18 protein-coding genes are annotated in these 19,548 nt (G+C 38.5%); 6 read left to right on the forward strand and 12 right to left on the reverse strand.

The window, feature by feature from the left end; all coding sequences use genetic code 11:
- Positions 1-74: 74 nt before the first annotated feature.
- From IQ283_RS19750 to IQ283_RS19770, 5 genes are all read right to left on the reverse strand, one after another.
- Positions 75-1,250, reverse strand: a complete 1,176-nt coding sequence (locus tag IQ283_RS19750; protein ID WP_194221774.1) for an MFS transporter — start codon at positions 1,248-1,250, stop codon at positions 75-77.
- A 164-nt stretch (positions 1,251-1,414) separates the two neighbouring features.
- Positions 1,415-2,404 carry a sodium:calcium antiporter gene (locus IQ283_RS19755; protein ID WP_194221775.1) on the reverse strand — a complete coding sequence of 330 codons (990 nt, stop codon included), beginning with the start codon at positions 2,402-2,404 and terminating at the stop codon, positions 1,415-1,417.
- A gap of 277 nt (positions 2,405-2,681) precedes the next feature.
- The gene (locus IQ283_RS19760) at positions 2,682-4,964 is read right to left on the reverse strand and encodes an ATP-dependent DNA helicase (RefSeq protein WP_194221776.1); all 2,283 of its coding nucleotides are present in this window, start codon (positions 4,962-4,964) and stop codon (positions 2,682-2,684) included.
- A gap of 4 nt (positions 4,965-4,968) precedes the next feature.
- Positions 4,969-6,252 carry a cytochrome P450 gene (locus IQ283_RS19765; RefSeq protein WP_194221777.1) on the reverse strand — a complete coding sequence of 428 codons (1,284 nt, stop codon included), beginning with the start codon at positions 6,250-6,252 and terminating at the stop codon, positions 4,969-4,971.
- 124 nt (positions 6,253-6,376) lie between these two features.
- Positions 6,377-7,600 carry an aminopeptidase gene (locus tag IQ283_RS19770; protein ID WP_408962621.1) on the reverse strand — a complete coding sequence of 408 codons (1,224 nt, stop codon included), beginning with the start codon at positions 7,598-7,600 and terminating at the stop codon, positions 6,377-6,379.
- A gap of 126 nt (positions 7,601-7,726) precedes the next feature.
- Between IQ283_RS19770 and IQ283_RS19775 the strand changes: the two genes are divergently transcribed.
- On the forward strand, positions 7,727-8,374 hold the full coding sequence (locus IQ283_RS19775; RefSeq protein ID WP_194221779.1) for an SIMPL domain-containing protein: 648 nt from the start codon (positions 7,727-7,729) through the stop codon (positions 8,372-8,374).
- Between the two features lie 20 nt (positions 8,375-8,394).
- On the opposite strand, the gene IQ283_RS19780 is transcribed toward IQ283_RS19775, so the two are convergent.
- Together IQ283_RS19780 and IQ283_RS19785 are read right to left on the reverse strand one after the other, a co-directional pair.
- Positions 8,395-8,808, reverse strand: a complete 414-nt coding sequence (locus tag IQ283_RS19780; RefSeq protein WP_194221780.1) for a CoA-binding protein — start codon at positions 8,806-8,808, stop codon at positions 8,395-8,397.
- Positions 8,809-8,881: 73 nt separating this feature from the next.
- The gene (locus IQ283_RS19785) at positions 8,882-9,295 is read right to left on the reverse strand and encodes a hypothetical protein (protein ID WP_206759492.1); all 414 of its coding nucleotides are present in this window, start codon (positions 9,293-9,295) and stop codon (positions 8,882-8,884) included.
- A 256-nt stretch (positions 9,296-9,551) separates the two neighbouring features.
- Between IQ283_RS19785 and IQ283_RS19790 the strand changes: the two genes are divergently transcribed.
- Together IQ283_RS19790 and cspD are read left to right on the forward strand one after the other, a co-directional pair.
- Positions 9,552-10,763 carry an MFS transporter gene (locus IQ283_RS19790; protein ID WP_194221782.1) on the forward strand — a complete coding sequence of 404 codons (1,212 nt, stop codon included), beginning with the start codon at positions 9,552-9,554 and terminating at the stop codon, positions 10,761-10,763.
- 224 nt (positions 10,764-10,987) lie between these two features.
- Positions 10,988-11,188, forward strand: coding sequence for a cold-shock protein CspD (gene cspD, locus IQ283_RS19795; RefSeq protein WP_048309367.1), 201 nt, complete (start codon positions 10,988-10,990; stop codon positions 11,186-11,188).
- Positions 11,189-11,230: 42 nt separating this feature from the next.
- Here the strand turns inward: cspD and IQ283_RS19800 are convergent, their stop codons facing one another.
- A complete protein-coding gene (locus tag IQ283_RS19800) occupies positions 11,231-12,121 on the reverse strand; it encodes a hypothetical protein (protein ID WP_206759493.1) in 891 nt (296 codons plus the stop codon).
- Between the two features lie 30 nt (positions 12,122-12,151).
- Complete coding sequence (locus IQ283_RS24220; protein WP_242057397.1) at positions 12,152-13,177, reverse strand: GNAT family N-acetyltransferase; 1,026 nt, start codon at positions 13,175-13,177, stop codon at positions 12,152-12,154.
- Positions 13,178-13,437: 260 nt separating this feature from the next.
- Here IQ283_RS24220 and IQ283_RS19815 point away from each other — a divergent pair, with 260 nt between their 5' ends.
- Positions 13,438-13,656: a hypothetical protein gene (locus tag IQ283_RS19815; protein WP_206759494.1), complete on the forward strand. Its 219-nt coding sequence runs from the start codon at positions 13,438-13,440 to the stop codon at positions 13,654-13,656.
- Positions 13,657-14,010: 354 nt separating this feature from the next.
- Positions 14,011-15,378, forward strand: coding sequence for a YjiH family protein (locus IQ283_RS19820; protein ID WP_242057398.1), 1,368 nt, complete (start codon positions 14,011-14,013; stop codon positions 15,376-15,378).
- Between the two features lie 165 nt (positions 15,379-15,543).
- On the opposite strand, the gene IQ283_RS19825 is transcribed toward IQ283_RS19820, so the two are convergent.
- Positions 15,544-16,485 carry an NADP-dependent oxidoreductase gene (locus IQ283_RS19825; RefSeq protein ID WP_194221785.1) on the reverse strand — a complete coding sequence of 314 codons (942 nt, stop codon included), beginning with the start codon at positions 16,483-16,485 and terminating at the stop codon, positions 15,544-15,546.
- Positions 16,486-16,552: 67 nt separating this feature from the next.
- Positions 16,553-17,446, reverse strand: coding sequence for a hypothetical protein (locus IQ283_RS19830; RefSeq protein ID WP_194221786.1), 894 nt, complete (start codon positions 17,444-17,446; stop codon positions 16,553-16,555).
- Between the two features lie 142 nt (positions 17,447-17,588).
- Between IQ283_RS19830 and IQ283_RS19835 the strand changes: the two genes are divergently transcribed.
- A complete protein-coding gene (locus tag IQ283_RS19835) occupies positions 17,589-18,509 on the forward strand; it encodes a ketopantoate reductase family protein (protein WP_194221787.1) in 921 nt (306 codons plus the stop codon).
- Positions 18,510-18,549: 40 nt separating this feature from the next.
- On the opposite strand, the gene IQ283_RS19840 is transcribed toward IQ283_RS19835, so the two are convergent.
- Positions 18,550-19,548, reverse strand: a complete 999-nt coding sequence (locus IQ283_RS19840) for a phosphotriesterase family protein (RefSeq protein ID WP_194221788.1) — start codon at positions 19,546-19,548, stop codon at positions 18,550-18,552.

A 19,548-nucleotide genomic window follows, 5' to 3' on the forward strand; every position in this document is an offset into this window, starting at 1 on the left:
TCCTCTATTCCCAATAGATGAATATAAATTTACCGCCGGTATAACTACCGGCGGCCTTTTTTTACGTGTGAGTATTATTCACTTGCAGTTTGCTTTGTATTACTTGAATTTAAGAATAGAGAAACGATAAACATTAGGGCAAGGAAAACAATGACGAGACCAAATCCACCTTTCTCTCCGAAAGCTTCTGAAACAATTCCAATGATGTATCCTGCGATACCACCACCAATACCAGATGCTACATAGATTAAACCTAGTGCAGTACCGGGATTTTTTGAAATAGTCGTTCCAAATGCCGTAGCGGTTGGAAACAATGTAGAGAAGAAAAGTCCTGCTCCAGCAAATAAATAAGGTACCTGGTTCGCAAAGAAGAAGCTGACCGCTACGATAATGACTGATCCTAATGAGAAAGAAATCATAATCAATCGTTCGTTGATTTTATTCGCAAGATAAGCCACTCCTAAGCGCCCAATCATAAAGAATACTGAGAAGAGTGATAGAATCGTTGCGACCATATCCGATTTTGCCTCGGTAGATATGCCTCCTAATTCAAGAGATTTTAAGTAAGGCGGGAAGAAATTAGTAAACGAAACTTCTGCAGATACTTCGAAAATTAAGAAGAACATTAAGAAAATCATTTGTGCATCTTTTAACATTGGTATAAATGCTTTTAAATTGATTTTTTCTGCTTTTCCATCAGGGAATTTAACCAATGTGACATAAAAAATAACGAGAATATTTAAGATGGCAATAGCAAGATAGAAATATCGCCATGATGCAAATTGGAACATGTAGTTAAGGATTTGTGGAAAGACGATCATCCCAAGTCCATAGATCCCCATCGCTAAATTGAACATTTGATTCTGCTTCTCTGGATATGCAGCCGGTACAATCGCATTGGAAGCAACACCAAGCGCTCCCAGCCCGAACCCAATTAACATATAGAAACCTAAGAAGAATGTAATGTTTGGCGCAAATCCGGTACCTGCAAAACCGAGTCCCATGACAATCGTTGCAAAAACCACCATTATTCTTAACCCTTTTTTATCTGTTAAATAACCGAAAATCAAACTCGCGAGCGTAAATCCTAGTTGGAATATCAAGACAACTAATCCGAATTGACTCATATCAAGTCCAATATCCGTTTCAACTTTATCAAGTACAATCCCCTTTGTATTCGTCACCCCTCCAGAAACGAACTGGGTAAATAATAAAATAATTAACGCGTGAATACTTTTCCCTTTTGACATTGATCGTACCTCCATAAATTAATCTATCACAGGGGATTCCACGGTATATTTAACTTAAAACTTGCAATTATTTTCGGACTATTTTTCGGTAGCGTTACCATCTCTGTCACATCGAGTATTCTAGATAAGAAAAAAAGTTGCAGAGAGTATTAACTCTCTGCAACTTACTTCATCTGATAGACGAAATACGTAGCGACAAAATAGATCAAGACAATTAAAGTGGATGGCACCATATAAAAAAGCGTGCTACGTTTTTGTTTTCTTGTAATACTATATAAAATGACGAGCACCACCACAATTGATGATACGGTTGTCACAATATTAGACATGCTAGCATGCCTAAATAAGTTTGTCTTAAGATAAATAGCATCTGTAAACGAAAGCAGCATGATATTAAATGCGTTACTTCCTAGAAGTGAGGTTATTCCCATACTGTAATTCTTAAGTTTCAACGCTGTTGCAACACTTACAGCATCAGGCAAAGAAGTACTCGCTCCTACAAGAAAGGATCCAACAAACGAAGCTCCTAATCCTGTGCTTTCCGCAATTCGATCGGCAGTTAATGTTAATACCGTTCCGACAATCATAATACCGACAGCGGATAAGATGAACATCGTTAGAACTTTTTGGTATGAAAACTCACCGTATTTTTCATTCTTTCGACTTCTCCGTTTCACTTTTTCTTCTGTTAATTTGTTAATCCATTTCACACCAGCAAAATACACAAGAACAAGAATGATCGAACTATATCCGATATGATAAATGCTCGCTGGTAGCGTTAATGATAATCCAGCTACAACGATTAACGTCATCACAATGACAAGATAGATGTAGAGCTTACTTCCTATATCTGTTTGTCCCATAATCTGTTCGCGACGGTAGACCATATCAAGAACGGCGAGGGCTAATAGATTAAATAAATTACTCCCAAGCAAATTCCCGATAGCAAGATCTGGACTATCAATAGCAATTGCCGTCACGCTTGATGTTAATTCTGGCAATGATATAGCAGCACCAATAATAATCCCCATAAACGCTGATGACGCTTTTGTTTTCTCGCTAATGGCATCGCCATACATAGCAAGTCGAGTAGCAACGAAATAGGTGGCAATCGCTGCTAAAATAAATAGAAGTATTGTGAACAATAAATTCATAGATGATCTCCTTAATACGTTCGATTTCCTTGTTCACCATTTCCTTCCCAAGTTAATACTAAACCATAATAAATAGAATGACTCGAAAATGTAATGTTCCATAATTGTAAAAGATTCACAAGTAAGATTTCCAAGGTATGAGTATACGTTTTGGGAGATGAGTTATTAAGAAGCAATTTAGGCATGATGAGCAGGAAAATGAACCCCCACACTTAAAGAGCGGGGGTTTTGGTAAATGAATAGTTGTGAGCAAGCAGTTCAAAACGCCAGTGAAGACCTAAGGTACTTGAATTAGTTTAAAGTGTTGCCACTCATACGGTATTAATTGCTGGTAGCGTTTTTCTAAATAACGACTATCAATTAGCAATAAAAGACCTCGATCGGTTTCTGTTCGAATGAGTCGACCGCCTGCTTGTTGAACACGGTTCATGCCTGGGTAAACGTAAGTGTAGTCAAAACCATTTCTTCCAGCTTGATCAAAGTAAGATTTCATTAGCTGCCGCTCGGTATCAAAATTAGGGAGCCCTACTCCAACGACCACCACTCCTGTAAGGCGATCCCCTTTTAAGTCAATCCCTTCTGAGAAGATGCCACCTACAACAGCAAACCCAACTAAGCTACCTTTTCGATCAGATGTGAATTTTTTTAAAAACGACTCCCTTTCTTCTTCCGTCATCCCGCTCTGTTGAATGACTGTTTCCACTTCGTCAGGAGAAGTGAATGCCTCAAAAACTTGTTCCATATAGCCATATGACGGGAAAAAGAACAAATAATTGCCGTTTTTTTCATGAAGCACTTTTTGAAGAAGTGTAACAAGTCTTGGTAGTGTGCGCTCACGATCGCGGTACTTCGTCGAAAGAGGAGCAATATAAACATTCGCATGTTCACGTGGAAAAGGAGAAGGGATTTTCACAGCGTAATCCTCTTCTTTCCAACCAAGCAAGTTTTGATAATAAGAGAAAGGTGTAAAAGTAGCTGAGAAGAAAACGTTCGATCGAAACCCCTTCCGCATCTTTTGAAGGAGATGCGAAGGATCGAAACAAAAGAGCTTGATTTTCACCTCGGACTTTCCTGCCTCTACATACGTCATATATCGCTGATCATAAAGTTTTGCAATTCGAATAAAGTTCTGTGCTAAAAAATACGTTTCAAGTAAAAGCTCATCGCTTCCTTCCTCAAGCAACTCGACTTCACTCACTTGCACAAACGTATCAAGCTGAACAATAAGCTCTTCATCAATTTCGGATTGAACTAACGAACCATTCTGCGTCGATTTTCTGTACGTAAGAAACGTGTTATTTATCGATGCTGCTGCGCTTGATACTTCACTATTTTGTCTTTTGTAATTCCGCTTCAACTCAAGAAAGGGTGACTTCATTAATTCGGCAGAATACATTTCTCTCGCCCGATCAACGAGGTTATGCGCCTCATCTATAAGAACCGTCGTTTGTTTCTTTTGCTCCTCAATAAGTCGCTTTAAAGAAACACGAGGATCAAACAAGTAATTGTAATCGCATATAACCGCATCAGCCATGTAAGACAAATCTAAAGATAGCTCAAACGGACATAGTCGGTGCTTATGAGCATATTTTTCAATAACCTCTCGAGTGATACGCGTCTCATGATGCAAAATATCAAGCATTCCATCATTAATTCGGTCGTAATAGCCATTGGCATATTCGCAATACTCTTTCTCGCAAATGGTTTTTTCCTTGAAGCAAATTTTATCTCTTGCGGTAATGGTCACAGATGAAGCATGAAGTCCTTTCGTTTCCATTAATTCAAAAGCTTCTTGAGCGGTTTCTCTCGTTAGCGTTTTGGCTGTGAGATAGAAAATTTTATTACCATACCCTTCTCCCATTGCCTTAATAACTGGAAATAGCGTACTAATCGTTTTTCCTATTCCTGTAGGCGCCGTAGCGAACAACGTCGCTTCATCTTGAACCGTTTTATAGACGCTTGCTGCTAACTTTCGCTGACCTTCTCGATAGGAATCAAACGGAAAAGTGAGTGATTTGCTGCTCTCATCACGCATGGTTAGATGCTTTTGCTTCCACCTAGCAAATGGAGCATACTGTTCGACAACCCATTTCATAAACTCATTTAACTCAGACGCAGTTGTTTCCTCTTGATATCGTATAATCTCATTTGTTTCTGACTGGATATATGTTAATTGAATCGTGATTTTCTCTAAGTTGTATTCCTCAACAGCCATGTATCCATAACATTTCGCTTGCGCCCAATAAACTGGGTGTGTCCCTTCATCCACTTCAGTAAGCGGGAGTGACGTGGATTTAATCTCATCGATAATGAATCGTTCATCGTTTTTAAGCAGGCCATCACATCGACCTTCAATATGAAAAGTCATCTCTTCATAAATCAAATTCGTTTCAAACGGCACTTCTTTTTTATCATGTTCTCCATAAGTCTTCTGAATCATCTGGTGAAGTCGAGTTCCTTCCGTCATCGCTGTGGCTGTACGGAAACGAGCATCGATACTTCCCCTTCGAAACGCATACTCGACAAGAGGTCGAACGGATACATTAATCATTTCATTCATCTTATCACCTAATTTTTCGTTTATGCACATTCATTAATAGCCCATTCTTGATTCGTAAAGAAACAAGCGGCTCTGCTTCCACACGTTGATCGATCGAAATCTGTTGAAGATGAAACCTTTTACCAATTGTAGCGAAAATGAGTTGAGCTTCATATGTAGCAAACTGACTACCAATACAGCTTCTAGGACCGCCGCCAAACGGGATGTATGTGAACGGAACTTGTTTTCTTTTCATTCGATCAATAGAGAACTGCTCGGGGTTTTCAAAAAAAGCAGGATTACGATGCATGATATAAGGACTGATTAAAAACGACGATCCAGCTTTGAACGGATGGCCCTTTATCTCAACAGGTTCTAACGCTTCTCTTAATAATACCCATGCTGCAGGATAAAGTCTTAACGTTTCTTTAAAAAACTGGTCTGTTAATGGTCGATTCTTAAGGTCGTGATCGTTTATAGAGCGCCATTCAGTCACTAATTGTTTTTCTAATTCGGAATGTACAGAGAGTTCATACCACATCCATGACATGACATTGGCTGTTGTTTCATGTCCCGCGATTAACATCGTCAAAATCTGACTCCTTATTTCTTCTCTTGAAATCGCCGAGCCATCAGAATACGTGGTTTCCTGAAGGAGAGCTAATAAATGATCACCTTTTGGAGTATGGGCAATAAGTCGATCAGCCAATTCGTTTAATCGCTTTTTCCCAACTTGATAGCGTCTATTACGTTCTGAAGGAATAAACGATGGAATAGGGAAAGGTAAGAATAAATCTCCGGCTGATTTTTCAATAATATGGGTAACTGCTTTAACTAGCTCAGCACTTTCTGGTTTTGAAACATCTTGTCCAAACATTGTTTTCATAATAATCCGTAGTGTTAACTTCATCATTTCGGAGCTAATACAGATAACATCTCCGTCATTCCATTCTTTGATAAACTGATTTGTTTCATCTAGAATAATTTCTACATATTGCGCCATTTTCTCTTTATGAAAAGCGGGCATAATCAATCTTCGTTGGCGTTCATGGGTTTGCCCTTCAGAAGTAAGCAAGCCTCTACCAATCGTTTGACTGAGTAATGAAGCGGAGTTTCCTTTATGAAAGGATGCTGCGTTTGTAACTAGTATTTGCTTAATCGCCTCTGGTTGATGAACAACATAAGAGGAAGCTCCTAATTCTACAAAATCAGCCACTTCCCTCGTTTTCAATAAGAAACCTAATGGATCTTTACGAAAATCAAGGTAATTTTTTAAACGAATCCCAGATAGCTTCTCAACAGTTCCCATCATATATCACCACTCACTGTTTTTCTTTATTATAGGAAGATCTTCATAAGACTTTCAATTTTCAACAGGTTAAACTAGATAAAAAACGCTCTATCTGATTAAACCAGATAGAGCGTTTTTTTCGTTAGTTCACATCAATTGCCCAATTTCCATCACGGAAAATCGCTTCTGTAGATCCATCTTCCTTCACACCATCAATATCGATTTCTCCAGAACCCATCATAAAATCAACATGAGTTACGCTGTTATTTACCCCATTTTGATCTAATGCTTCATCGTCCATGTTAGCTCCACCTTTTACGCTGCTTGGATAAGCTTTACCCAGAGCAAGATGGCAGGAAGCATTCTCATCATACAGGGTATTAAAGAAAATAAGTCCTGATTGAGAGATAGGAGATTGATGTGGCACAATGGCGACTTCACCGAGTCGACGAGAGCCTTCATCCATGTTCAATAAATTCTCAAGGGTTTCATATCCTTCTTTTGCAGAGAAGTCTACCACTTTACCTTCTTTAAAAGTAAGTGAGAAATCATTGATTAAGTTACCACCATAGCTTAGTGGCTTTGTACTTGAAACGGTACCATTCACGCCATATTTGTGCGGTAATGTAAACACTTCTTCTGTTGGCATGTTGGCATTAAATTCGATGCCCTGCTCAGAAATAGATGAACCACCTTTCCAAATATGCCCTTCAGGCAATTCAATTTCAAGATCCGTCCCTGGAGCCTTATAGACGAGCTTTTTATAATGTCTGTCATTCAATACTTTTCTTGCTTTTGCAAGAGTGGCATTATGTTCATTCCAGGCTGCTACTGGATTTTCTTGATCAACACGAGTAATTTTGAAGATTTGATCCCAGAGCTTTTCAACAGCTTGTTCCTCTGATGAATCAGGGAAGATTTTTTTTGCCCATTCATTATTTGGAATAGCTACAATTGACCACGTAATTTTGTCATTCATCGTGTATTTACGGAAGTTCTTCATCGCTTCTCCGCTCGCTTTATTCGATGCTGAGATACGAGAAGATTCAATTCCTTTTAGTAGATCAGGGTTTGTAGAGCGGATTGATAGTATCGCTGCCCCTTCACTTGCGAAATGATCAAACATTTTCACACGCCATTCTGGTACGTTTTCAAGCACATCCTGGGCTGCGTTTTCATACCATAAACGGTCAAGATCATCGTCGCTCCAATTGATATGTACAGTCTTAGCGCCTATTTCGTAGGCTTTTTTTACGACGATTCGTGCGAAATCAGCTCCTTCAATAGAAGCGTTTACAACTAGCATTTGATCATTTTGTAAATTAACTCCTCGTTTAAGAGCAAGTTCTGCATACTTTTCTAACATAATTTTTTCTGGCAACATGCATTCCTCCTTAGTATCGAAACGACTACTAAAATTTTAACAAAAGAGAAGCTTTCTGTCCTCTTAATCGCAATGATTTGTTTAGACTAATAGAAAGAAGTGTGAAAAATGACAAAATCGAATGAAAGTATAAATAGTGAGTGTCAATGCGACAATACAATAACAGTATTTGGAACGGGTGAAGTGAGTGCAACTCCTAATATCGCCACTATCATTACAGGTGCTACCACAACTTCTAAGCAGGTTACGGAAGCTCAAGAAGAAAACGCAGAAATAATCGCTGCGATTGTATCGTCTTTGCGATCAATCGGAATACCGACAGAAAGCATTCAAACGTCTGATTACAGGATCGAAGAAAACGTCCGGTATGAAGACAACACTAAAATCTTTCTCGGATACAAAGTTACACACTTACTGACAGTTACAGTTGAGCCAGTGAAGAAAGCAGGAGCAGTCATTGACGTTGCGGTAAATTCTGGCGCAAATGTCATCTCAGATATTCGTTTTGAGATAAAAGACCCAGATATTTACTATCAGAAAGCGTTAAGTGCCGCTTTGGAAAAAGCCAATCAAAAAGCTCAAACAATCGCTCAGTCTCTCCATATCTCTCTACCAAATACACCACACCGAATCATTGAAACTGGTTCTGTAGCACCATCACCTCGCATGTTTAGCGAAGTTCAAAGTACGCAAATACAACCTGGACAATTAACGATAAGTGCGCAGGTGACATTAATTTTTCTTCTTACCTCATAAGAAAAGGGCGTATCAACGCCCTATTTCGTCATCGCATGTTCAACTTTAATGCAGCGATCCATAATCATTTTCATATTATGCTTTTTCCCATATTCATAAGCTTCTTCATTCATTACGCCAAGCTGTGCCCAGAAAACGTCCGCACCAATTTCCACGGTTTCTTTCATAATATCAGGAAGAAATTCGCTTCTTCTAAATACATTCACGATGTCTACGTGACCTTTAATATCTTTCAATGAATCTACCGCTTTTATGCCGAGCGCTTCATCAATTGTTGGATTAACCGGGATGATTTCATAACCTGCATCCATCATGGCCTGCGAGATCATAAATGAAGTACGTCCTGGATTATTTGATAAACCAACGACGGCAATTCGCTTATTTGTTTTTAGAATCTTGCCGATTTCTTCTCGAGTCGGGTTTTCAATTGCCATGTAGTTCTCCCCTTTGCAATTTATGGTATATCTCTATTATAGAAGATGTATGAGCAGAGAAAAACTATTTCGCTCAAAGCTCTTGTGAGAGCCAAGACATCTCTTTTATTACAAGCTCAGGGCAGTCATAAGGAATATTATGCCCCGATCCTTTTGCCTTTATGTATCGTGAACCAGTAGCGAGTTGCGCTTGTTCGAAAATCAGTTCCTCCCAAACTTCCTCAAAAGTGACAGCTTCATTTGCAGGAGTCCCTGCTTTTATCTGCTGTTTGGAAGCATTTTCTCCATCTCTTCCAATGACAGTAAGAGGAAGATTTGTGAAATTCGACTTGTCTAATTGATTGGCACTAAAAACCATGTTGCGAATCTCGCTACCGACAGCACGATACAAAACAGGACTTGTATCACGATCCAACAAAGCTGTTTGAATATCATCCTCCCATTTACGGAATAGTTCCGGCAACTCTGGTTGAAGTTCTGCGATCAATTCTTCTTTCGTCATTTTTGCGTAAGTGGTCTATTTCTTTATCCAACCCGCTCTATATTTACATATTTTGTTTATTAATAGCCTCGCTTCTATTTTATCTATTTGTTATAATTTTCTTAATTAACTGAAGGGAGATTTCAATATGTCAAAAATCCTACGATTAATCTCATCAAACGGGAGGGACGTATGACTTTAATTTAACTGTACCCCCTCCTATCTTTCTATTGTCGGAACTTACAATGAAAGTTGGAGGAACATGTCATCTCATTCAACACGAAATCTTACCCTTTTATTCTGGGTGAACTTTTTTGGTACCATCAGTTTTTTGCAACCGGTTCTTACGCTTTTTTATGTAAAAAACGGCTTAAACGAAGCTGATATCCTCATTATCTTGATGTGCTGGAGCGGTGCTGTCTTCATCGGTGAAATCCCAACTGGAGTTTTCGCGGATGCATATGGAGCTAGAAATGCATTTCTAATAGGATCCATCATCAAGATAAGCAGTATAGGCATTCTTTTAATGGCAGATAGCTTAACAATGTTTATGCTGTTTAGCATCTTAAATGGATTATCGGTCACCTTTTTTTCTGGTGCAGACGAAGCATTAATTTATGAGTCATTAAAGAAAGATAAAAACCATCACAAAATGGATGAAGTCATGGGGAAAATTCAATCAGCGGGATTTATAGCTATGATGATTGCTGTTCTAGTTGGATCATTTCTTGCTAAAGATTTACAGAGCGAACAATTTCAGCTACTTATTCTCTTCAGCATCATTTCTTATATTATTGAATTCATTCTCTTGTTATTCATCCATGAACCATCAGGCAAGGTAGAAGTTAAAGGGACATCTTTACAAAATGTAATTGAAGGGATTCAGGTGATTAAGAAAGCACCTCAACTGTTATTCCTGTTCCTAAACCTTACGCTCGTCTTTATTCCTACCGTTGCGGTGTTTCAAAAATTTGATCAGCCATTGATGATTAATGCTGGTCTGCCTGTCTACATCATTGGGCCTATTTATGCTGTTGGTGCATTACTCGCATTCTTATCATCTAGAAGTATCAATATGCTTCATAGGAATTTCTCTTATAAGGTGCTTATGTACTTTTCTGGTTTTCTTTCAGCATGCGGGCTAGTCGTCGCTGCAATTTTCCAGAATCAGCTCTGGGTTATTTTGTTTGTTGTCTTGTTTCTAAGATGGGTAGGCGCCATTAGATATCCGATTTATTCCAAGTTGAGCAATGACCTCATCCCTTCTCACATAAGAGCAACTACGATCTCTTTGCTATCTATATTAGATTCTGTATTTGATTTAGTTGTCTTCACCTTATTAACCTTGTTTGCAACGAGCGGCATTCAAGGTATTCTCATCGGATCTGCTATTGTCGCACTGATAGGATCAACTCTTCCAATTCAAATCAACAAAAGGCGAGCAAAACTGGGATCCAGTCTAATGAATCGGTAAATAAATTTCCAGAATGGTTTGCAATTTATAAGAGGCGGTGCTATTATATATTTAAACCATTTTACTATTAATATATTTAGGATTTAAATTAGCTGTAGCTTCGAAAGAGGGTAACAAAGTTAAATCCTCTTAAAAAGCTGCAGTTTTTTAATGTAAACGTATTACAATGGTAAATGGTGAATTTTAAATTATGTACGATGAGGTACATTAGGAGGCAATTTTTTATGCAAAACGGTAAAGTAAAATGGTTCAACGCTGAAAAAGGTTTCGGTTTCATCGAAGTTGAAGGTGGAGACGACGTATTCGTACACTTCTCTGCAATCAATGGTGAAGGTTTCAAAACACTTGACGAAGGCCAAGAAGTTAACTTCGAAATCGTAGAAGGTAACCGCGGACCACAAGCAGCTAACGTAACAAAAGCATAAATCGCTTTACAAGCCCCTGACGATCTTTCGTCCGGGGCTTGTTTATTTTCTATAAATGATTAGCTTAAATCCTTTATTAGACCAATCATCCAATACATTTTGCACAGACTGACATTGATAAGGATGGAACATCGTTTGACCATTTTTATTTAACAAAACCGTCTCATTAATCGCATAACAACCATGAACAGGCGTGTCGTTGTTGAACCAAACAAGTACATCTTCAGAATCCACGGTATTTTGACTGCTCACTTTTTTATATCCATACGATTCTAAAGAGGAAAGAAACTCATAGCCCACTACCCAGGATTGTGCTATGTGTGTTCTTCGAGCAGCTTCCTTTTCAAGATTCATCAATGTAAATGCAAAACAATTCGGCCCGTTGCATCCCGTAAAGGCATTAACCAAGGCTGGATTTGTTGTTACTTCTTCGTTTATTTGTATGGAATGAGATGAAACGAATCTTTTTGAAATGCTTTCTAGCAGCTTATACCTAAAGGAAATAGGTAGCAGCTTCCAACTCCAACCTTGAAACACTACGATTTCTTCTCCTTCATAGTTTAGTGAGATTTCCTCCAAAATGTCACGCGTATCAGGATTAATCTCTAAGAGCTCCCGAAATCTAAAATGAAAACCACGTCCATTTGCTACTTGACCGAGAAGAAGTTCTATTTGCACGTCTTTATGAAGTGATAAAAATGATCCATTCGATACCTTTGCAATCCACTTGCATTGAGGATGAACATTCCATGTTAAGAAAGACGTTCGCTCATCAAGACTTAATTGGGAGTATCCATCTTCTCTAGAAACAGCTGTGAATTTCGTCGGTTTATTTTCAAAGAATAAGAGATCATAATCAGGTACAAATTTAGTGTCCCATTCTTCAAGAACTTCTTCTGATAATCGGTTATTTTTCACTCGTTTTATTTCCAATCCTCACTCGCCCTTTCAACCAAAGTCTTATCAATTACGATGCTTATTAGAAGAGAGCTTTTTACTAAGGAGTATTTCGTCATGAATAGGTATGTTTTGATGGCCGGTTAATGGAATCTCGGGCTTTACTTGACGAGCTAAATCAACCGCTCCCCTAGCAACACCTTTCATTCTGTATCTCTTTCGCTGATAAAATTCAAAAGCGCTAAGGTTATCGTTGGTTGTGATCACCTTCATTTCGGAACATCCATTCTCGACTGCCACAAGCTCTATTCTCATCAATAACCGACCGCCAATCCCTTCCTTTTCAATCAAACTATCAAGTGAAATGATTTCAACGTGATCTTCATACAATCGATAGGTCGCAACACCTATTATCTCTCCATCTGAATCATAAGCTATGAATCCATCTAATTCATGTAAAATATACGTTCCGGTAGAGATCACCATTTCTGTGCTGCCCCACAACTGAACAAACAATCGGGACAACGTCTCTCTATTACAATGATTAATGGGCAAAATATGGTATCCAGCAAAATCATAAGCCATTAGGATGCAGTCGTTCCAAGAACCTTCATGCAATTCATGTTTAGGAAGGATACCTAAATTCGCAAAACCTACCTGCTGATAACACCGTATCGCCCTCTTATTCCAGTGCTGTGGATCCATAACAACAAGAGAACCTTTTAAAATTTTTTCAATATAATGCACAACTGATCGAATGAGCTTTTTCCCAATATTTTTATTCCAATATGAGGTTTCCCCGATAAACTGGTCCATGCCATATGACTGATCAGGGAGCTTGATCCCCTCTACCTCTGCTAACAAATAAAACTGTATGTATCCGATCGGAATATCATGAAACAACACAAGGCATCTTACTTCATCGTCTTCTATAAAAAAATCTTCCAAAACTTTTTCTCTTGTATATGGCCGGTCTCTTCCTTCGTAATAAGCAAGAACTTGTTGATCTGTTAACCACTTTAATAGAAAGAGTTCATCCCCTTCTTGAAGATAACGAATACTTAACTCATCATGTTTGATAATGAAATTCATCTTTTTAACCTCCAGTACACGCTTCATTCTATAACTTATGCAAACTCCTAACCCTACTACTATCGGTACTTTTCGCATTAGAGTGAATGCCTGATTGTTGATCATTCAAAAAACATTAAAAAAATACGCATAAACAGTAATAATTCTCCCCAATTTAGGGTATAATAATAAGTTTAGGTTGTATCAATATCAAGATGATTGTGTTACACTTAGAGGAACTTATTAGAGATGGGACTTGATAAACATATATGGGAAAATACATGATTGACCACCAAAAACAAATTGTCCATAGGACAGCCTACGCTGGTGATGAATGTCATTTACCCGAGACGCCGATCAAAGATCGTTCTGAAGCCAACCATGAAGAAGAACTTCTCGTTTTTCTTAGACAAAAAGGCTATCGCAAATGTGCATCCTGTTTCTTTGGGTCAACTTTTGAAGAACATTATGAATTTGACAATCCTCCAAGATACGTATAAACGTTCCTTGACTATTTAAAGTAAATAAATCAATAGATAAATTTGTCAAAGACAAGGATCAGCAGATCCCTGTCTTTTTATTTTGGAATAGTTACATATGATCGTTCCTTCCTCAAGTTTTAAGGTTGATTAATTTGAAGGAAGCGTCATATATATCTGTTTCACTCTTTTATTGTGAGCGTTTTCAAGATATAATGCAATTGGTCGCTCTTTTCTGAACACTTTTTCTATTCAAGAGTTTGTATTTTCATGTTACATAAAAGGGGTTGATATGTTATATTCATAACTATGTTTTTATAAAAATACGTTTTAGTTGATAGAAAATCCGTTGCAAAACGACAGAGGTGACACTACGTGAACAGTACTCATCAAAGAAAAGTAACTTCAGAAGGATTATTAAAATTTATTATCCCATCTCTCATTGGTATTTTCTTATTCATGATTCCCATACCAAATGATGAAGGTGTTACGATTCCAATAGCAAAACTAGCTGGTTGGCTCCAGGCCCTATTTGGGACAGCTATCCCTTTCTCTCTTCCCGCAATTATGACCATTGTTATTACAATTACAGCAGTACTTAGTTTCCTAGCAGTAGTAGCTAAACCTGATTGGATTACGAAGAGTTCTTTCCTGACAAGTCTATTACAAGTATCAGGTATTTGGTTACTTGCTCGTATTCTGGGTATGATTTTCGCGATATTAACACTATTTAAAATCGGTCCAGAATGGGTTTGGTCAGACGCAACTGGAGGATTATTACTAAATGATCTTATTCCTATTCTTTTTTCTGTATTTTTATTTGCGGGGCTTTTCTTACCTCTTCTACTAAACTTCGGTTTATTGGAATTTTGTGGAACCCTTCTTACGAAAATAATGCGTCCGATTTTCACTCTACCAGGTCGTTCTTCAATTGATTGTCTTGCTTCGTGGATGGGTGATGGTACAATCGGTGTTCTTTTAACGAGTAAACAATATGAAGATGGTTATTATACGAAACGAGAAGCAGCCGTAATTGGCACAACATTCTCAGTAGTATCGATCACCTTCAGTATTGTTGTACTGCAACAAATGAAACTTGAGGAATACTTCTTACAATATTATTTAACGATCGTATTAGCTGGAGTTGTGGCAGCTGTTATTATGCCGAGAATCCCACCCCTCTCGAGGAAATCCGATACTACTTACGAAACAGAAGCAGATGCTCCTGATGATACGATACCTGAAGGCAAATCTCGTTTTCAGTGGGGAGTAATCCAAGCAACAAGAACAGCGGTAGATAATCGTGCCTCGAACGTTATCAAAGGCGGATTTCAAAATGTACTCGACATGTGGATGGGCGTTATTCCAATTGTTATGGCGATCGGGACCATTGCTTTAATTATTGCTGAAACAACACCACTATTCAGTTACCTTGGTGCTCCGTTCGTTCCTATTCTAAATTTAATGCAAGTTCCTGAAGCCGCTGAAGCAGCTCAAACTATGGTAATAGGTTTTGCAGATATGTTCTTACCAGCCATAATTGGTGCAGATATCGAAAGCGATCTTACTCGCTTTGTTATCGCTAGTCTGTCTGTTACTCAGCTAATTTATATGTCTGAGGTTGGTGGCTTGCTCTTAGGATCAAAAGTTCCTGTACGTTTTATTGACCTATTTATTATTTTCATTGAACGTACGATTATTTCTTTACCTATTATTGTAGTCATGGCACATATTATTTTCTAAATTAGTAAATCCGGGACAAATAGTTCCGGATTTTTTATTTTGTTTCTTGCTATCATTTATATAATTGATACTTTTATAAACCATCTTTATATTTTTTATTATAAATACGGTATATGAAATTTTTTGTTTGCGTAAAAAAACAGCGGCATATTAGCCGCTGTTCCCTTATTCTTTATCAAACAAAATAACAATTTTCCCTTTAGCATGATGTGATTCACTTAGTTCGTGTGCTTCCTGAATGCCTTCTTGACTAAATGGGAAACGGTGACCGATCGTCGCTTTAATATGACCATTTTCCATCAATGAAGAAATTTCATTTAACTGTTCTCCATTTGGTTCAAGCCATACATTTCCTGAGCGAATGCCTTTTTCCTTGGCTTTCTCTTTATCAGGCTCTCCTACAATCGAAACCAATCGACCTCCGCCACGGAGAACTGTAAAGCTTTTTTCTTGGATTTCGCCACCCATCGTATCAAGAACTACATCATATTCTTCTAATTCTTCTGAAAAGTCCTCTTCACGATAATTAATAACTCGATCTGCTCCAAGTGACTTTAGATAGGCTTCGTTTTTGCCACTCGCTGTTGTCGCAACATATGCCCCTTTGTGTTTTGCAAGCTGGATGGCAAAACTACCGACACCACCGGACCCAGCATGAATTAACACCTTTTCATCTTTTTGAAGATCAGCGAAATCAATTAAGCACTGCCATGCGGTTAAACCTACAAGCGGAACCGATGCTGCTTCTTCATAAGAAATATTATCTGGAATGAAGGCAAGCAAATGATCATCTACCACGACTTCTTCTGCATATGTACCACTTGCAGTTGTTGCTGGCCTTGCAAATACTCGATCTCCTTCTTTGAAACCTTCTACGGCTGAGCCTACTTCTTTTATGACACCTGCAATATCCCAACCAAGGATAATTGGAAATTGAAAAGGTAGCATTTCTTTCAAGTAGCCTTCCCTCAATTTCCAATCAATTGGATTGATCGACGTTGCATAACTCTCTACAACAACCTGGTTTTCTCCTGGAGAAGGTGAGGCTACCTCTTTTTCAACTAACTGATCTTTTCCTCCATACTGTTCAATAACAACTGCTTTCATAGTAGAAAACTCCTCTCAATCATTGATTCTCTACTATGTTCCCGTTATATCCCTCATTCTAAACAGACTAACTTTCAATACGACCGAATTTTGACAGTGTTATTAAGTTCTGAACTGTTAAAAATCCCTGCCATTCTTTTTTTGCGCCTTCCCAACTGTCTTCGTATTGTCCCCATGACCAACTTGGTTCCCAACTGCCATTAGAAAGTTGTTTTTGAATTAAATAATCCAAATTCACTTGAAGCTCTTGATTGAGCTCTTTAGCAAAAGGAGATTGATCAGACTCAACAAGAACAACGGGTTGTACACCATAATGATCCCATTTTTCAGGACGATCTATGATATATGGCAATTTCTGCTTAATTTTCTCGTGAATTTTTTTGTTAATCTCACCACCAGCTAACTGAGCTAAACGAAGATAGCACTGTACCTCATGAATTTCGTATTCATTTAGGCTATCCAGGTGATTCATCACTCTAGCCAATGATTCTGAAGTGATCGAATAATTACTCCCATAGTGTAAAAAATACCCTACAATTTCTGCATCGGGATTGGCAGAATAAGCGACTTCTCCTTCCGTTACCTTCCACCACGGAGCGTGTGGCACTGAATTCACTGAATGAGGTACAGCTTGCCAACTTTGCTTATCAACTTGATATGTACTTCTCAAATAGTGAAGACCATCCTTAACAAACGGGTGATCAGAATCGAGGTCAAGCTGACTCATGTATTGAAAAGCAACTGAGGTGGCCATAGGAGAAGACTCTTTCAGGCGAAAATCTGGTTCAAGATTGTTCCCAAATCCCCCATCTTTATTTCGAAATTCTTCCAGTTCATTTAGCACACTTTCTTTATCACCATTTCCTTTCCAAAAAGCATAATACTCTCGATCAACCGGCCTCGCATGATTACGTACAAAGGAACACGCTGCTTCAAAACGTTCTTGTGATAATATCTTCACGTTAATCAACCCTTTCTACCTTTTCGGTCACTTATAGCTAATTTCTGGACAACGTTGTCATTTCCTTTTATCCCTACTTGAATTTAATTGTAAGAATAAGTAGAGTGTTATTAGAAAGAAGATTTCGACAAGGAGGATGCTTATGAATATTATAATTTTTGGTGCTGGTGCACTTGGTACATATTTCGGGTCAAGATGGTCTGAAACTGGTGAAAACGTCTCCTTTTATGTTCGTGAAGGAAGAAAAGCGCAAATTGAACAAGAAGGGCTGCAAGTAATAAGTGTAAAAGGTAATACGAAGGTGCGCTCTCCTAAACTCATTACAAATGCGTCTGAAGTATCTTCCGTTGACCTTGTTCTTCTGGGCGTTAAAGGATATCACCTTGAAGATAGTCTTCCAGTTCTCAAGGAGTTTGTTGCGAAAGGAGCAAAGGTTCTTCCTATACTAAATGGAATTGAACATATTTCCATCCTCAAAGATGAACTCGGTGAAGAATCAGTACTCGGTGGATTATCATACATTATTGCTACTCTTGATGACCAAGGGCACGTACAACATACGAGTGAACTACATGACCTAATCTTCGGTCCGCTCCACCCTTCTCAAGAAGAGATCTGTGCTTCAATAAGCAAAATGAATGAGCATGCGAATTTTAATTCTCAATTAACTTCAAACATCGAAGAAGAGATGTGGAAAAAGTATATGTTCATTTCAGCGATGTCTGGTGTAACTACTGCTGGGGATTTTCACACGGGCATCATAAGAGATGTCCCCGAAACCCTCAAACTAGTTGAAAATGTGATGAGTGAGATCAGAACACTTGCATCACAGTATGACATACACATCAATCAAGAAGATATTGATCGCCGCATGAAGTCATTCCAATCCCTTCCTTACGAAGCGACTTCTTCCATGCATCAAGATAAAAGAAAAAAGAACAAGCTAGAAGTCGAGCATCTTCAAGGAGGGGCACTTCGTCTTGCTGAGCAGGTAAAGCTGAAACTTCCTTATACAGAGACGCTTTATCGTTTAATAAAACCGTACGAAATTCAAAAAAAATAAACCACCATAAGAAAAAGCGAGGATTCACCCTCGCTTTTTCTTATGCTTTTACTTTTGCTTCTGAGGAAAATAATTTCTTTGGATTTTCTTCAAATAAAATCGTCAACGTTTCGTCGGATATTCCAACTGCCTTCAATTTAGGAATGATTTCTTCAAAAATATACGCTGGTTGCCAATTAGCCATGATTTTTTCCACTGCCTCTGGAAGAACTGGTGGGCGCCCCATCCAATAGTTTACGGTATCATGTGATAGCATGATTTGGTTTTCAAATCCGCTATTCAATAATCCAATTAATGTAATAAGACGTTCTTTATCATAAGGAGCACCAACGAGTCCCTGTATGCCAAAGCGGTCAAAACCGATATTCACCCCCATTTCTAATGTCTTCAAATGATAAGCAGCATCTGTATTTCCACACATATGACCAATGATGATGGATTGTGGGTGGACACCTTCTTCAATCAAAAGCTGTGCTTGCTCAGGCCCCATTGTCCCCTCTTGTGTATGCGTTAAAATTGAAATGCCCGTTTCTTTATGAACACGTGCAGCGGCTTTAAAAAACATCATTTCATAATCTGTAATTTGATCTTTACTAGAGGCTAGTTTAATAACCCCTGGCTTAATTCCAGTTGTTCCAATCCCATCCGAAATTTCCTTGCTAAACATCTCATAAATATCTTCTTCTGCCGTTCCAAGACCCTGTCTAAATTTGAAATAAGGGGTCGCACCTTCCCCTTCATAGTAGTATCCGGTCGCACAAATTATTTGTAGTCCTGTTTCAGTTGATATTGTTCGAAGAAGTTCCGGATTTCTACCACACTCGTTCGGCGTAGGATCCACTACCGTTTTCACACCGTGTGCCATGACACTTTCGGCAACTGATATACCTACCTGAAGTGCTTCTTGAAAATCAAATGCTCCAAGAGAAACATCCCCACTAAAACCTGGATAACCAAATGCAAAATGCTCATGAACTAGCGTTTTCCCGAGCTGCTCTACCGGAATTGGACCCGTCACTGTTTCTACTGTTTTCCCCAT

Origin of the sequence: Pseudalkalibacillus hwajinpoensis (genome assembly GCF_015234585.1) — a bacterium.
GTDB lineage: Bacteria > Bacillota > Bacilli > Bacillales > Guptibacillaceae > Guptibacillus > Guptibacillus hwajinpoensis_B.

What these genes read in the sequence shown, in the direction of transcription:
- IQ283_RS19840 (WP_194221788.1), bottom strand. Translation starts at nt 19,548, where the DNA reads ATGGGGAAAACAGTAGAAACAGTGACGGGTCCAATTCCGGTAGAGCAG.
- IQ283_RS19815 (WP_206759494.1), top strand. Translation starts at nt 13,438, where the DNA reads ATGATTGACCACCAAAAACAAATTGTCCATAGGACAGCCTACGCTGGT.
- IQ283_RS19825 (WP_194221785.1), bottom strand. Translation starts at nt 16,485, where the DNA reads ATGAAAGCAGTTGTTATTGAACAGTATGGAGGAAAAGATCAGTTAGTT.
- IQ283_RS19775 (WP_194221779.1), top strand. Translation starts at nt 7,727, where the DNA reads ATGACAAAATCGAATGAAAGTATAAATAGTGAGTGTCAATGCGACAAT.
- IQ283_RS19780 (WP_194221780.1), bottom strand. Translation starts at nt 8,808, where the DNA reads ATGGCAATTGAAAACCCGACTCGAGAAGAAATCGGCAAGATTCTAAAA.
- cspD (WP_048309367.1), top strand. Translation starts at nt 10,988, where the DNA reads ATGCAAAACGGTAAAGTAAAATGGTTCAACGCTGAAAAAGGTTTCGGT.
- IQ283_RS19835 (WP_194221787.1), top strand. Translation starts at nt 17,589, where the DNA reads ATGAATATTATAATTTTTGGTGCTGGTGCACTTGGTACATATTTCGGG.
- IQ283_RS24220 (WP_242057397.1), bottom strand. Translation starts at nt 13,177, where the DNA reads ATGAATTTCATTATCAAACATGATGAGTTAAGTATTCGTTATCTTCAA.
- IQ283_RS19790 (WP_194221782.1), top strand. Translation starts at nt 9,552, where the DNA reads ATGTCATCTCATTCAACACGAAATCTTACCCTTTTATTCTGGGTGAAC.
- IQ283_RS19755 (WP_194221775.1), bottom strand. Translation starts at nt 2,404, where the DNA reads ATGAATTTATTGTTCACAATACTTCTATTTATTTTAGCAGCGATTGCC.
- IQ283_RS19770 (WP_408962621.1), bottom strand. Translation starts at nt 7,600, where the DNA reads ATGTTAGAAAAGTATGCAGAACTTGCTCTTAAACGAGGAGTTAATTTA.
- IQ283_RS19760 (WP_194221776.1), bottom strand. Translation starts at nt 4,964, where the DNA reads ATGAATGAAATGATTAATGTATCCGTTCGACCTCTTGTCGAGTATGCG.
- IQ283_RS19765 (WP_194221777.1), bottom strand. Translation starts at nt 6,252, where the DNA reads ATGGGAACTGTTGAGAAGCTATCTGGGATTCGTTTAAAAAATTACCTT.
- IQ283_RS19750 (WP_194221774.1), bottom strand. Translation starts at nt 1,250, where the DNA reads ATGTCAAAAGGGAAAAGTATTCACGCGTTAATTATTTTATTATTTACC.